This is a genomic window from Bacillus sp. FSL K6-2869 (assembly GCF_040869405.1).
In the GTDB taxonomy this organism is placed as follows: Bacteria; Bacillota; Bacilli; order Bacillales; family Bacillaceae; genus Bacillus; species Bacillus altitudinis.
Window position 1 is genome coordinate 1,271,944 of record NZ_CP152035.1, and the last position, 14,313, is coordinate 1,286,256.

The following is a 14,313-nucleotide window of genomic DNA, read 5'->3' on the forward strand; positions in this document are numbered from 1 at the left end:
AGGAGGCGCTGCATGTCTAGAAAAATGAAAATGCTGCTTACGCTCGCAGGATGTCTTTTCATTCTTGTGGCTTTTGCAATGCTCATGATTCAAACCATTGACAAAAAAATATTAAGCGAAGCAGACATTAAAAAAATCATCGCAAAAGACTACAATGGAAACATCACAAATATTGATCTGATCAATCATAAACAGGACTATACATTGACGCTTGAAAATTCAAATGGCATCTATCAAATCATTGCATCTTCCTCAAGCGGTCAAATGAAAGAGATGAAACAGTTAAAGAGCTATCAAAAACCAAATGAGAAAAATGCCGAACTCCAAGCAGAAGAAGTGGCAGTGAAAAAAGTGAAGGGTACCGTGATTCAAAAGAAAGAAAAATCGGATCGCTTTATCTTTACGATTCAATCAAAAAAAGAACTGTATCAAGTGGATGTTGAGAAAGACACGTTCAAGGTGATTGAAGCAGAAAAGAAAAAGCCAACCTCTAAAGAAAAGAAGCTGACAAAAATAACGGTAGAAGAGGCCATTCAGATTGCCGTAAAAGAAGTGGGCGGCACAGTGGATGATGCAGATCTTGAAACTTTTAGCGGAATGCTCGTGTTTGAGGTAGAGCTTGATTTGCCGGATGGAAGAGAGGCAGAGGTATTAGTGAATGCCTATACAGGAGATATTGAAGGCATTACGTACGAAAACTAATCATTTTCTCATGATTTTCTCATCTTCCTTTCCTTCCTTTATCATCTTGTTTTTTTAAGATAAAGGAGAAATCAAACAGAGGAGGAATGAAATATGATAAAAAAAGTACTAGTAGCTACAGCATTCACAGGAGCCCTTGTCGCTGGTGGTTTCACCCTTCAAGCGCAAAATACAAATCAAACGGCAAATGCCGAACAAGTGGTGCAAAAGAAATCTTCATTTGTCTCAAAGAAACAGGCTGAAAAAGCAGCATTAAAAGTTGTGAAAGGCTATGTAGATGATGTAGATCTTGAGCGTAAAAAAGGAAAATGGGTATATGAGGTCGAGATTAAAAAAGGCGGCTTTGAATATAAAGTATATGTCGATGCCAAAACAGGCAAAGCGCTCAATGATCCAGTCAAAGAAAAGAAACAAAATGTAAAAATCACCAAAAAACAGGCTGAACAAATTGCCCTTGCAAAAGTAAAAGGAACAGTCACAGATTCAGAATTAGATAAAGAAAATGGTGTGTACTTATATGAAATTGAAATTACGACACCAAGCGGCGAAGAAGTTGATTTTGAGATTTCCGCTAAAACAGGCAAAATCCTCAAGCAAGAATGGGACGATTAAGCTATAAATGAACCTTTGAGCGTGATAGAAAACCTTTGCAGCCCTAGGAAGGACGAGTACTGGTGCGGGGCGAATTTGACATTCGTGAGCACCAGCACGCACACGCTGAACCTTACACTTTTATGTGTAAGGTTTTTTCATTGGGACAAACTACTGAAAAGGAGGCGAGAGAATATGATGAAGAAAAAAGAAGAAGAACAGACGATGGATCGTGCGGAATATGTTCCCCATCCTGATGGAGAAGGATATGCTTTGTTTTTGCATGATTCTTTTCATCTCCTCTCCCAAGAGGATATGAATCAGCCAGAAGAGGAATAGAAGACATGAAAGGGCGATGGTCAACTTGTCTATCGCTCTTTTTTTGAAAAGTAAGCGAATACATCAGGAAACTTGGCATCTTGCTTATTGACATCATTGCGCTTTTTCTGTAATCTCAGTGTGTCAACAATATGAGACTTCGTTAGGTGAGGCTCCTGTATGGAGATACGCTGCTGCCCAAAAATGTCCAAAGACGCCAATGGGTCAACAGGAATCATCGACATAAGGTGATTTTTAATGCAGCTGGATTTAATCCTATGCCATACAGTGCTAAAGCTCTACGATTGAAGGAGCAAGTGTTTATTTGTCATGCTTACAAAGCGCCTTCATTCGGTTGAAGGTGCTTTTTTATGAGAAAAGGAGGTGTGGGGATGGATCATCCCGATTCGAGACACATAGAGAGTATGTCAAAAGATCAGATTGACGCATCAGATAGCGGAGATCCTGACCCCCCGCACAATCTAAGGGATTCGGGTATCTCCTGATTTTGGGGAGGTAACAGCGATGATACAGAACATTACGTACGATGAACTCATTTTACGCATCATTATTTTACTAAGAGATGGAAAACGTAAAGAATTTAAAAACATTATGGAAGAACTTCAGCCTTATGATATGGCCTACTTATTCAAGGAGCTTCCAGAAAAACACCGCGGCCGCTTTCTCAGCTTTTTAACAGTCGATGACGTGACGGAAATGATGGGTGAACTGGAGCGGGAATATCAAGAGATTGTTCTCGAAAAAGTAGGGAAAGACAAAGCCACCTTCGTCACAAACAAAATGGATAACGATGATCTAGCCAACTTGTTTGATGAGATGGAGGATGAGCTGAAGGATCAGCTTTTATCTAACATGGAAGCAGAGGAATCCAAGGCCGTCCAGCTTCTCATGAATTACCCTGCTGAGACAGCAGGCCGGATCATGACCAATCGGTACGTTTGGATTCCGCAGCATTATACGGTTCAGGATGCCGTGGTGAAGCTGAAAAGCTTTGCTGAAATTGCCGAATCGATCAACTACTTATATGTCATAAATGATCAAAAACAGCTTGTAGGGGTACTCTCATACAGGGATCTTATTTTAGGTGAACCGGATGAAAAAGTGCAGGATCTTATGTTTACAAGAGTCATTGCCGTTGGTGCCTTTCAAGACCAGGAAGAAATCGCAAAGCTCATTGAGCGATATGATTTCCTTGCCATCCCTGTTGTAGAAGAGAACAATGTCTTAGTCGGAATTGTGACAGTCGATGATATCATTGATGTTGTGATTCAAGAGGCAGGAGAAGACTATGAAAAGTTTGCTGCCTCTGGTAAAGATATCACGTTCGACACACCGGCATTTGTGGCGGCATACCGCCGTCTTCCATGGCTCATTTTGCTCCTATTCATTGGGCTGATTTCAGGCAGTATCTTGAATTATTTTGAAGATACCTTGCAGCAAGTCGTTGCTTTAGCATTCTTCATGCCGATGATTGCAGGTATGACAGGGAATACAGGGACACAGTCTCTAGCGGTTGTCATTAGAGGATTGTCAAAAGAAGAATTAACGAAAAAAACCATTATGCGCTTGATTTTCAGAGAGCTGAGAACAAGTATTTATATTGGGATTGTTTGTTCAATCATTATTACGGTCGTTGCCATGGTATGGCAGGGCAATATGATTTTAGGTTTTGTTGTTGGTTCCTCGCTTCTTGCAACACTGATTATTGGAACGATGGCAGGAACGGTCGTGCCGATTATTTTACACAGATTAAACGTCGACCCAGCCATTGCATCTGGACCGCTGATCACAACATTGAATGATATTTTATCCTTACTCATCTATTTTGGAATTGCAACAGCATTTCTTCATACACTGATGTAGTCAAAAGACTGTAAAATGTAACGTTTTACAGTCTTTTTTGAATAAAGATTGCATATAGCGCTTCCATCCTTTACATTTTAAGGAGAAGGTGGGAGAGAAAAATGAAGAAGTTTTTATTCATTTTCATGTGTATTGTTTTGCTAAGTGCATGTTCAAGAGAAGACGAGGGGAAAGACAGAAGACTGGTAGCATCAGAGCATATGCTTGAAGCGATAACTGAAGGAAATAAACGAAAAATGGAAAATGTCTATGTCGAAGGCGCAGTCCCAAGCCCAAATGACATTCTTAAATCGAAAAAGGAATGGGGAATTGAGACGCTTTCTTATGAAGATTTTCAATTGGAAGAAGCCAGCATCCACGTCTTTCATGCAAATTATAAAGATGCAAACACTGGAGAAAAAAAGGCGCTTGCCTTTCGGGTGAAAGAAGATCCTGAAAAAGGCGGCGTACGAATTGACTTTGTAGGGGTTGTTGAAGGAACTGACGCTTCATCTAAATAAAAAGAATCGTTCATATGCTTGGCATAAGTTGAGATAATGTAAAAGGATAGAAGAGCTGAAAGAATGACGCTCTATCTATCCTCTTTTTTTAACACACATGATCTTATTAATGAAAACAATGATTTGTCTCAGATCACATATTCGTAATGCCTATTAACTCCATAAATTGTGACAGAGCACTGGTCATGTACGAATCACGTCGCCTGATCAACACAGTGGGCACGATCCGATGTGGTTCCGGTAATGGATGACAGGTAAATTTGCCTTCCCCCCGAGATTCAACCATAGATTTTGGTAATATAGTCACTCCCAGCCCGCTTTCAACACATTTAAGGACGCCCTCTAACGTACCATATTCCATGACCTTCATAGGAGGATAGCCGTTGTTCTCTAGCCACTTTTGCCATCGTCCTAAATAAATACAATGGGCGAATGACGAGAGCAACGGCTCATGTAAAATAGATTCTACCTGGAATTGCTCCGTGGAGTAGCTTGTAATGAGAACGAGGGATTCTTCCAATACAGGATACTCGATGATTTCTGGATGAAGAATTGGCCCATCTACTAACGCGCTGTCTACTTTGTAGTTGAGGATAGCGCTAACTTGGTCGACTGTAGGTGCCATATACAAGCTCAATTCTACTTGTGGAAATTTTTTGTGATATTCTGTGAAAATGCTGGGCAATCTTGTAGATGCGGTGGACTCTATAGATCCAATGTGTAAAGAACCCCGCGGAGTAGAGGAAAGCTTTACTGCTTCTATCGCTTCTTCGTAATCGTATAGTAATTTATTTACATAGGGCAGCAGTTCACGTCCTGCAGGCGTTAAAGATATTTTCTTATGATATCGATAGAGAAGAGGTACACCTAACTCTTGTTCAAGACGTTGGATTCTTGCGGTGACATTGGACTGCACATAATTTAATTTTTGAGCAGCTTTTGTGATGCTTTGTTCAATGGCAACGGCTTTAAATACTTCCAAAGATTTAATATCCAAACTAACTCTCCTTTTTTGCATCACAAATTGTGATGATCTATATGCTATTTTTTGATTTTACGTGATCCAAAGAAGTATGTAAACTAAATGATAGAAGAGGTTGATGCTCATTGCGGCGTCCCTTTTATCTGATCGAGAGGAGAAAATGAGAATTTTTTAGCTGTGGCAACTAAAACAGACGTTTCCATTTAATAAGGAGGGGAATCGATTGATTTCAAAGGTAAATATCGAAGAAAAATTTTCGCAAATAAATGATTATTGGAATCCTAGAATAGGTGGAGAGTTGAACGACTCATACATGAAAATGGTAAAAATGAAGGGTGAATTCATTTGGCATCACCATGATGATGAGGATGAAATGTTCTTTGTGTGGAAAGGCAATCTAGTCATCCGTTTTAGGGATAGGGAAATAACGCTTCATGAAGGAGAATTTCTTGTGATTCCAAAAGGAGTTGAACATCAGCCAATTGCTGAAGAAGAAGTTCACTTGCTCTTAATAGAACCCAAAACGACGCTAAACACGGGGAATGTGCTCAATGAACGAACTGTTTCGATTCCTGAACAAATTTGAAAAACTAAAACGTTAAAGATCAAGTACCTTAGGGGATAAATAGTTGAATGGTTGTTTTAGCTAATAACGAGGCTGCAATTGCTGCCTCGTTTTGTTGCTTCAATGATTCAAGATGAGCTGTAATGCATTTCCTTTCGCTACCTGAAATAGACTCTTCAGCAAGAATCGGTCTTTGGGTCAGTTCGTGCTTTCATCGATTCATATTCAGGACGATCAGATGCTAAGTCTATTTTGCCGAGTAAGCAATTGTTATTTAGTTCATCGATTCTTGTACCGGAAGTGCGCGTTGATCTGTCCTTCCAGCATTTTTTTCTTATATTGTCCGCTTTTTAATGCCTGTTCTTTTTTCTTCATGTCTTTTAAAATTTCCGCTGTCTGCACACCATCTTCCCGTTTATTGGCGATATCCATTAAACGTTCTACATCAGAAAAAGAATATTTCCGTGTGCCTCTTGTTGAGCGCTGGGGGTAGATGAGTTTACGTTCCTCATAATATCGGATTTGCCTGACGGAAAGTCCTGTTAATTCACTGACAATCCCAATTGAAATGACTTTTTTATCTTTATAAGATACATCTTCCTGCGTCATATCCTCACCCCTGCAAGTCTTTTCTTCATATTATATCCAACAGTCAGTAAAAAAACCTAACGTTTGTTAGATAATATAACACAAAAATGAAAAAATCGAAAAACAATGGAAGGAAAATTAACATATAAAGTGCAAATCATATCACGTGAACATATGATAAGAAAAAGAAAAAATAAGGAGGAGGCGCACTTGATGGAGAAAACACAGATCATCCGTATGGCAAAAGAAATCATCGCATTAGATGTGAAGAGGGATGAACTGCTGGAGCAGTTCATGCAGGCTGCAGGTCAGAATGCACATGCTCTTCTTAGAGCCGTACAAAATGATTTGTATAAAAAGTCCTCATAAGCACCCGATCCATATCCATTGATAGGAGGGGAGAAGTCATGCGGAGTATATTAAAAGAAGCTTTAGCGAAAGAAAGACATTATTATACGAAGCAGCTTTGCTCACTTGGGGTGTATAGCCCTGATATGACCAAGAACATGACAATTAGTGACTTAAAAAAAGAGTATCATTTCTTTTTCAACAAAACAGATCGCTATCTTTAACATCCCTTATCATGTGCGTTGTCACATGAAGGGTTCTTTTTTTGTGTGTTTAATATTATAGCAATATTGGATTTTGTAGAAATTTGACGAATCAAATGTAAGAAAATATAGAGCCTTTACAGATTATGTTAAAATTTGTCGTAACATGATGGTTTGCTGGAAAAGCTTTTTTTCGAGATGATTGTGAAAAATAAGAAGGATTTTAAAAGTTTATATCGAAATCTTATACATAACACGAATGGAGTCACTTATGTGGTTGAAAGGGTTTTCAAAAACGTACTTCTATTTTTTACGAAAGGCTCCAACTGCACCGCAAGAAAGCCTTGAAGTTAAAAAAATATTATAAGAGGTAGATATGTGATGAGACTATCGTTTAATGAAGAAGAAGTAGAACGTTCAATGACGCTTTACAAAGTTTTTGCAAGGGCATTTAAAAGCGTTTCCGAACACAGTATTAGAGACAGCAAGGAGCATGGATTCAATCCAACTGAATTTGCCGTTCTCGAATTACTGTATACGAGAGGTGCTCAAAAACTTCAGCAAATCGGCTCAAGACTCCTGCTTGTCAGCGGGAATGTTACGTACGTAATTGACAAGTTAGAACGAAATGGTTTCATTGAAAGAGAACAGGACCCAAAGGATAAGCGGTCAGTTTATGCCCATTTAACAGATAAAGGGCGCAGTTATTTGGATAAAATTTATCCAATCCATTCTCTTCGAATTGCGCGGGCGTTTTCTGGTCTTTCGCGTGAAGAACAGGAGCAATTAATTAGTCTGCTGAAAAAAGCAGGTATTCACAGTCAGCATTTGTTATTTAGATAAAACGAAAAGGTGCCATGGTTGGCACCTTTTAGATTGTTGACAAAGGGCTAAAATGAACTTGATTTTAGCCCTTTGTCTTCTTTTCAGCCCAGCGTGATAGAAAACCTTTGCAGTCTAGGAAGGACGAGTACTGGCGCGGAGCGAATTTGTCATTCGTGAGCACCAGCACGCAGGACTGACAAAGAATGCGAGGGTTTGTCTACACGCTGAAAGGTGCCATTGGTTGGCACCTTTTTCATGTATCCAGCTGATGAGCAGGATAGGCGATAAATTTTTCAATATCACTAGCTGGAAGTGGCTTGGCATAATAAAAGCCTTGTAGATCGTCACAGCCCTGCGCAGATAAAAGTTGCGCTTGTGCAAAAGTTTCAACACCTTCAGCAATGACTTCTAGAGATAGCTGGTGCCCCATTGCAATAATAGCCCCTGTGATTTGCTCAGACTTTGAATCGCTCAAAATATCCTCGATAAATGATTTATCAATTTTCAGGCGGTGAATCGGCAAATCCTTCAAATAGCTTAAAGAGCTGTGGCCTGTACCAAAATCATCAATACTAATACGGACGCCAAGTTGTTTTAGAGATGTCAGTACTTGTTTTGACTGCTTGATGTTGTCCATTGTCATGCTTTCTGTCACTTCAAGCTCAAGAAGTGATGGTTGAAGGTCGTATTTTTTTAGCGTTAGTTTGATCAAATCAATTAAGTCTTCAGAGTTAAACTGCTTAGCAGATAAATTGACCGCAACAGGGATTTTCAATTGCTTGTCATACCACAATTTTGCCTGCTTACATGCCGTGTCAATGACCCATCTTCCAATATCGATAATCAGGCCCGATTCTTCAGCAAGCTCAATGAAAGCCTCTGGTGATTTTAGAGAACCGTCTGGTGCTTTCATTCTTAAAAGGGCTTCAACACCTGTCATCTGTCTTGTTTTGGCGCTGATTTGCGGCTGATAATGAAGCACAAACTGCTTTCTTTGAATGGCATCTCGTAGCTCCAGTTCGCGATTGAGTCTGTCCTCACTCAATCTCTCCATAGATTCAGTAAAGAATTCATAGCGGCTTTGTTTATGTTTCTTTGATAAATACATGGCCATATCTGCTTTTCTCATCAATTCCATACCATTCTTTCCGTTTTGCGGAGAGATGGCGATTCCAATACTAATGGATGTAATGAGCTGATGGTTTTGAATGAAAAAAGGACGTTCAAATTGGCGAATGATGTTTTCCAAAAGCTGTTCAATTTTATGTGTGTTATGCTCCATGTGAGGAAAGATCATTAAAAATTCATCCCCGCCAATTCTTGCAATAAAGCCATTGTCAGGCAAACATTTGGTTAGTCTGTTTGCGGCGGCTTTCAACAGCAGATCGCCTATGTTATGACCAAGGGCATCATTAATAATTTTAAACCGATTTAAATCAAGAAAAAGAACTGCCGTTGACGTTTTTGTCTCTTCTTGAGCGGATAAAACATCATTTAAATGATTAATTCCGTGACGACGGTTCGGAAGTTCAGTTAATGCATCATAATGTGCCATCACATGAATTTCTTTTTCAGCAATCTTCTGCTGGGTTAAATCTTTTAAAACGAGATAAATGCTGTCAAGTGTATGGTTGACGTGTACGGGTATGTATGTAACATGATAATAATAAAACCGATCTGCTGCTTTCAGTTCTGCTTCACGCGTAATTGCTTTTTTTGATTGATAAATAAAGTCTTCCCACATCTCAGTTGGCATGACGTATTGACTCACATCATCACCAATCCAGGAATTGCACATTTTCAAAATGTGTTTGCCTGGGTCATTCGCAGATATCACTTTTCGATCAACAGATAACACGATAATCCCATCTATATTATGTTTGATCAGTGATTGGAACCGCTGTTCATTTTCTTTTAGCTGATCTGATTGTGACATAATTCGGTGATCAATATAGGCGCCGAAAATCATGAGTGATTGGACGATAAGCGTCATCAGACCGATGAAAATGGACAGGCTAAATGGTGACATTTCAAGAGAACCACCCGCAGCGACCTGACCATCTGAATGAAAAAACATCGTCGAAGACGCCATGCCAGTGTAATGCATGCCCGCAACAGCACCGCCCATCATCAGTGCACCCGCTATTTTTAACAGCTGATCCTCCCGCCTTTTCTCAGAGTGATGAAGCCGGAAAAAAAGGTGTAATGAAAAGAATGAAGCGAGCGCACCAATAAAAAAAGAAAGAAAAAAGAGAACAGGGTCATAGCTGATGGTGACATTCGCCATTGATTCCAATCCGAGGTAGTGCATGCTGCAAATAGCTGAGCCCATCGTGATCGAACTAATCAAAAGTCGCCTTGTGGAAAGTTGCTGCTGAATACATATTGAAAAAGCAATGAAAGAACCGATAAAAGAGGTCAAAATCGATAAAATGAGTAAGGGTGTTTCATATGTGATACCAGAGCGTAGATGAAACGCCATCATGCCAATAAAATGCATTGACCATATTCCCATCCCCATGATCATCGCACCAATGATCAACCATACTCTTTTCTTTGCGCCGCTCGACTGGATCACCCGGCTGGCTAATTGAAGAGCTGAGTAGGAGGCGACAGCGGCGACAGCGACTGACAGAAAGACAAGCCATCCGTTGTAGCTTCCTGTTAAATGTGTCATGTAAGAAAACCTCCTGTATCTAAAAACAGACATATACTTAATATATCGGATCAAGTGGCGCCTGTGTTCACTTTTCCTTTACTTAAAAAGGGCATTCAGCATTTTTTTTGAACATTTTTTATAGTAAAATCAAATTTAATGTAAAAAAACGAAGAAAAGTGAATCATTTTTGGTTTTTTATTCGTTTAATAGGTGGCACGGTACGATTTGCAAGCATAGCCTGTCAAACTGATTATGTGTGAAAGGGATTGATAAACATCGAAGATTTTATTATTTCATTAGCTGATGCCTTTAAGAATTTGTCGTACTTCGGCATCTTTCTTGCATTATGCATTGAATTTGTTCCTGCTGAAGTGGTGTTGCCTCTTGCAGGTTACTGGGTTTCAAAAGGGGACATGGCCTTCATTGGTGTTGTGGCTGCCGGTTCTATTGGCGGTGTGGCAGGCCCCTTGACCTTGTACTGGTTAGGGCGTTATGGAGGGAGACCCTTTTTAAATAAATATGGGAAGTATTTCTTTGTTAAACCTGAGTCACTTGATAAATCGGATGCCTTTTTTGAAAAGCATGGCGGATTTGTTGCGTTTAGCGGCCGGTTTATTCCAGGGGTCAGAACCCTTATTTCCATTCCGTGCGGGATTGCGAAGATGAATGTGTGGGTTTTTTGCCTGTATACGTTTTTGGCGATTACGCCGATTACATTTGTGTACGTGTATTTAGGATTTGTCCTTGGAGAGAACTGGCAAGAGGTTGGAACCATTTTAGAACCATATGTATTGCCGATTGGGATTGGTATGCTCTTGTTGTTTGTTTTCTACGTGTGGCTCAAACGAAGAAAAAGAAAAACAGAAACACCAACGGCTTAATCAGCGGGTGAAGATGAAAAGTCACCTGTTGACAATCCGGGGTCTGTTGATTATGATATAAGTAATCTAAATATTCTTAATCCCACCAAAGGGGAGTAGCGTCCGGTTATCACCGGAAACAAAGTCGTCATTACATGGAATCTCATTCCATCGGCTTTGTTGGCATGATTTACATATCACATGTCTAGCAAGACCTTTGCCATTACAGGCAAAGGTCTTTTTTGCATTCATAAGCCTTTGTCTGTTGTGGGACAATAGATAAAAAATAAGGAGGAATGATGATGGATGCAGCAATTATTTTAGAGTACGGGTGGGTTCTTCTCGTATTGATTGGATTAGAAGGGATTTTAGCAGCTGATAATGCGCTGGTTATGGCTGTGATGGTCAAACACCTTCCTGAAAAACAAAGAAAAAAGGCATTGTTTTACGGACTTGCGGGAGCATTTGTCATGCGATTCGGTTCTCTTTTTCTTATTTCGTTTTTAGTAGATGTGTGGCAAGTTCAAGCCATTGGCGCAATTTATCTTCTCTATATTTCGATTCACCATATTTTAAAATCGCACGTATTTAAGAAAAAGGAAGCAGACACAAACATGAAACAAAGCGGCTTTTGGGCAACCGTCGTAAAAGTTGAGCTTGCTGACATTGCATTTGCAGTAGATTCTATTTTAGCAGCCGTTGCATTAGCTGTGACTTTGCCAGCAACAAACCTTCCACAAATTGGCGGGCTTGATGGCGGTCAATTTATTGTCATTCTATTAGGCGGTATCATTGGTCTAGTGATCATGAGGTTTGCGGCGACTGTATTTGTGAAACTGCTTAAAACGAGACCAAGCCTAGAAACAGCAGCATTTGTCATTGTCGGATGGGTTGGCGTGAAGCTGACGCTCTATACACTTTCTCATCCAGCTATTGGGGTCGTGTCCTCTCATTTCATTCATTCAACATTATGGAAAATCATTTTCTGGACGGTCCTTCTCGCGATTGCAGCATTTGGCTGGTTTTTATCAAGTCCATCAAGAAAAGGCGGCCAACAAAACGAGGAAAAACAAGAGAAGCGGCTGGAAGAGTAGGTTTTTTGAAAGAAATATCATTTCATTTTCATAACACGTATATTACAAAAAAGGGGGGGATACCCCCTTATTTCTTTGCTTTTAAACGAAACGTTGTAAAGTAGATAAAGAAATACATGTCACAATTGAGTAACAGGAAATGAATTCCTCATTTCTTCCTTTGCGCTTCCCTCATAAATTAGCTATCATAAATGAGTAATATAGGGAGAACTGAGGTGAAACCATTGCTTAGCCTTTTGTTTAAAAAGGGAAAGAAAAAGCAAACATTAGAGCAGTCGGCAATCAACATCCAACAGGGTGATACCGAGCTGCAAAATGCATTAATAGAGCAATACAAACCATTTGTCGCTAAGACGGTTTCATCCGTTTGTAAACGATATATAGATGAAAAAGATGATGAATTTAGCGTAGGCTTAATTGCCTTTAATGAAGCGATAGAAAAATACTCTGCCGAAAAAGGCAACTCACTCCTTGCATTTGCGGAGTTAATTATTAAAAGAAAAGTAATCGACTATATTCGAAAAGAAGCAAGAAACGCGCCAACGGTTCAAATGGACCTTCAAGAAAGTGAGAATGGCGAATACTCGCAAAGCATGATTGAAGCAGAGCTTTCTGCAAATGAATATAGGCGTTTAATTGAACAAGAACATAGAAGAGAAGAGATTGAACATTTTAAAGAACGATTGAAAGTATATGGTCTTACGTTTCAAGAACTGCTTGAGCATTCACCAAAGCATGCGGATGCGAGACAAAATGCCATTAAAGTGGCCCATACACTCGTTAAGCACGATGAACTGAGAACCATTTTATTTCAGAAAAAACAATTGCCAGTCAAACAGCTGGAAAAGCTAGTGGAAGTCAGCCGCAAAACGATTGAGAGAAATAGAAAATATATTATTGCGATGGCGATCATTATGACAGGTGATTATGTGTATTTGAAAGATTACCTTAAAGGGGTGCTTAATTCATGAGAAGAGGCATTATAGTCGAGAAAAACAAAAAATATGTCACACTGCTGACCCCTGATGGACAATTTCTGCGGACAAAGTATGAACAGCAAGACTATGAAATCGGTCAAGAAGTGACGTTTCCGAATGAATCACGTCTCGAAAGAAAAAGAGCCGGTTTTTTTGACCTGCTTCGTTTACGTCCGTTAAATGCAGGAATTCTATCAATTGCAGCAATTATTGTCGTGATTTTCACTATGATGCCATCTTTCTCAAGTCAAAAAGCATATGCATATATGACGATTGACATTAACCCAAGCTTTGAGCTGAAACTCGATCACAATTATCAAGTGATCGGTGTCACTCCGCTGAATAAAGATGCGAAGCAAGTACTGGCCAGTATGAAAGATTTAGAAAAAAACGACATGACCAAAGTCGTGCAGGAAATCATCGATGATTGTGATAAAAAAGGATACGTGAACCACTCTAAAAGCATTTATATTTCAACTGTTTATGAAAACAAGCAGGATCATACATACAAAACAAACGTAAAAAGTAAAATCAGCACCATCTCGGGGGAATATCAAAAGCGCAATTATAAGCTGGAAACTGTGGAAGGTGACCTGGAAACAAGAGAAAAGGCACAAAAAGCAGGCATTTCAACAGGAACTTATATTAGAAATCAAGAAATGCAAGACAACGAACAAGAGGACTTTAAAAAAGATGATGAAGATCCAGCAGATGACGAGGCTGTCAAAGAAGAAGAGCCGAAAAATGCTGATGAAGATCAAAAAGACGAAGACAAAAAAGAAGACATAAAGACAGACGATAGCGATGAGATGCAGCCTGATAAAGAAGCTCCTGAAGGCGAAGACAAAGAGCAGAAGGAAGTTGAGAGGGAAGAGCAAGGAGCTGTTCAAAAGCCTCACCAAACAAGCCCTCATCTTGACAACAAAGAGAAAAAGGGAAAAGAAGAAAAGGATCGCTCTTTTGAAAAAGACAAAGAGCAAAAAAAAAATCACACGACTGATCCAGATGAAAAAAAACATCCAAATGGCACATCACGTGGTGATACTGAAAAGCATGTAAAAAAAAACGACAGTGGTCAGAATCGTCCGTACGGCGAACGTAACAGAGATGGCGTCAAACAAAAAGGAAAAAACACATCGCCCTCATACCGTGAAAACCGGGATGAGCCTACATATGAACAGTAAAAAAACGCCAGAATAGATCCGGCGTATTTCACC

15 protein-coding genes, 1 pseudogene and 2 riboswitches are annotated in these 14,313 nt (G+C 39.6%); of the genes and pseudogenes, 13 read left to right on the forward strand and 3 right to left on the reverse strand.

Features of this window, described 5'->3' with window-relative positions:
* Positions 1-12: 12 nt before the first annotated feature.
* The 5 genes from MHI58_RS06415 to MHI58_RS06435 all read left to right on the forward strand — a co-directional run bounded on the left by MHI58_RS06415 (position 13) and on the right by MHI58_RS06435 (position 3,995).
* On the forward strand, positions 13-702 hold the full coding sequence (locus tag MHI58_RS06415) for a PepSY domain-containing protein (protein ID WP_045034952.1): 690 nt from the start codon (positions 13-15) through the stop codon (positions 700-702).
* A gap of 93 nt (positions 703-795) precedes the next feature.
* Positions 796-1,314, forward strand: a complete 519-nt coding sequence (locus MHI58_RS06420) for a PepSY domain-containing protein (protein ID WP_008346169.1) — start codon at positions 796-798, stop codon at positions 1,312-1,314.
* 174 nt (positions 1,315-1,488) lie between these two features.
* The gene (locus tag MHI58_RS06425; RefSeq protein ID WP_008346168.1) at positions 1,489-1,632 is read left to right on the forward strand and encodes a hypothetical protein; all 144 of its coding nucleotides are present in this window, start codon (positions 1,489-1,491) and stop codon (positions 1,630-1,632) included.
* Between the two features lie 131 nt (positions 1,633-1,763).
* Positions 1,764-1,928: riboswitch (M-box (ykoK) riboswitch) on the forward strand.
* A gap of 208 nt (positions 1,929-2,136) precedes the next feature.
* Complete coding sequence (gene mgtE, locus MHI58_RS06430) at positions 2,137-3,495, forward strand: magnesium transporter (protein ID WP_007498785.1); 1,359 nt, start codon at positions 2,137-2,139, stop codon at positions 3,493-3,495.
* A 101-nt stretch (positions 3,496-3,596) separates the two neighbouring features.
* A complete protein-coding gene (locus MHI58_RS06435) occupies positions 3,597-3,995 on the forward strand; it encodes a lipoprotein (protein ID WP_045034953.1) in 399 nt (132 codons plus the stop codon).
* Between the two features lie 133 nt (positions 3,996-4,128).
* On the opposite strand, the gene MHI58_RS06440 is transcribed toward MHI58_RS06435, so the two are convergent.
* A complete protein-coding gene (locus MHI58_RS06440; RefSeq protein WP_039170301.1) occupies positions 4,129-4,992 on the reverse strand; it encodes a LysR family transcriptional regulator in 864 nt (287 codons plus the stop codon).
* Positions 4,993-5,200: 208 nt separating this feature from the next.
* Between MHI58_RS06440 and MHI58_RS06445 the strand changes: the two genes are divergently transcribed.
* On the forward strand, positions 5,201-5,563 hold the full coding sequence (locus tag MHI58_RS06445; protein WP_081105410.1) for a cupin domain-containing protein: 363 nt from the start codon (positions 5,201-5,203) through the stop codon (positions 5,561-5,563).
* A 258-nt stretch (positions 5,564-5,821) separates the two neighbouring features.
* Here MHI58_RS06445 and MHI58_RS06450 read toward each other — a convergent pair whose 3' ends face one another.
* Positions 5,822-6,151 carry a MerR family transcriptional regulator gene (locus MHI58_RS06450; protein ID WP_007498778.1) on the reverse strand — a complete coding sequence of 110 codons (330 nt, stop codon included), beginning with the start codon at positions 6,149-6,151 and terminating at the stop codon, positions 5,822-5,824.
* Positions 6,152-6,343: 192 nt separating this feature from the next.
* Here MHI58_RS06450 and MHI58_RS06455 point away from each other — a divergent pair, with 192 nt between their 5' ends.
* From MHI58_RS06455 to MHI58_RS06465, 3 genes are all read left to right on the forward strand, one after another.
* Positions 6,344-6,499, forward strand: coding sequence for a hypothetical protein (locus tag MHI58_RS06455; protein ID WP_008346151.1), 156 nt, complete (start codon positions 6,344-6,346; stop codon positions 6,497-6,499).
* 38 nt (positions 6,500-6,537) lie between these two features.
* Positions 6,538-6,702 (forward strand): hypothetical protein, encoded by a 165-nt coding sequence (locus tag MHI58_RS06460; protein WP_045034954.1) that lies wholly within the window; start codon positions 6,538-6,540, stop codon positions 6,700-6,702.
* A 357-nt stretch (positions 6,703-7,059) separates the two neighbouring features.
* Positions 7,060-7,524 (forward strand): MarR family winged helix-turn-helix transcriptional regulator, encoded by a 465-nt coding sequence (locus MHI58_RS06465; protein ID WP_088004396.1) that lies wholly within the window; start codon positions 7,060-7,062, stop codon positions 7,522-7,524.
* Positions 7,525-7,759: 235 nt separating this feature from the next.
* On the opposite strand, the gene MHI58_RS06470 is transcribed toward MHI58_RS06465, so the two are convergent.
* Positions 7,760-10,183: an EAL domain-containing protein gene (locus MHI58_RS06470; RefSeq protein ID WP_045034955.1), complete on the reverse strand. Its 2,424-nt coding sequence runs from the start codon at positions 10,181-10,183 to the stop codon at positions 7,760-7,762.
* 248 nt (positions 10,184-10,431) lie between these two features.
* Here MHI58_RS06470 and MHI58_RS06475 point away from each other — a divergent pair, with 248 nt between their 5' ends.
* The 4 genes and pseudogenes from MHI58_RS06475 (at position 10,432) to MHI58_RS06490 (ending at position 14,280) form a co-directional block, all read left to right on the forward strand.
* On the forward strand, positions 10,432-11,046 hold the full coding sequence (locus MHI58_RS06475; protein ID WP_045034956.1) for a DedA family protein: 615 nt from the start codon (positions 10,432-10,434) through the stop codon (positions 11,044-11,046).
* Positions 11,047-11,124: 78 nt separating this feature from the next.
* Positions 11,125-11,231, forward strand: a riboswitch (yybP-ykoY riboswitch).
* A pseudogene (locus MHI58_RS06480) lies at positions 11,227-12,119 on the forward strand (TerC family protein). It overlaps the preceding riboswitch by 5 nt.
* Before the next feature lie 215 nt (positions 12,120-12,334).
* Positions 12,335-13,090 carry an RNA polymerase sigma factor SigI gene (gene sigI / locus MHI58_RS06485; protein WP_008346139.1) on the forward strand — a complete coding sequence of 252 codons (756 nt, stop codon included), beginning with the start codon at positions 12,335-12,337 and terminating at the stop codon, positions 13,088-13,090.
* Positions 13,087-14,280 carry an anti-sigma factor domain-containing protein gene (locus MHI58_RS06490; RefSeq protein ID WP_045034958.1) on the forward strand — a complete coding sequence of 398 codons (1,194 nt, stop codon included), beginning with the start codon at positions 13,087-13,089 and terminating at the stop codon, positions 14,278-14,280. Before sigI ends, MHI58_RS06490 begins: the two co-directional genes overlap by 4 nt.
* Positions 14,281-14,313: the final 33 nt, after the last annotated feature.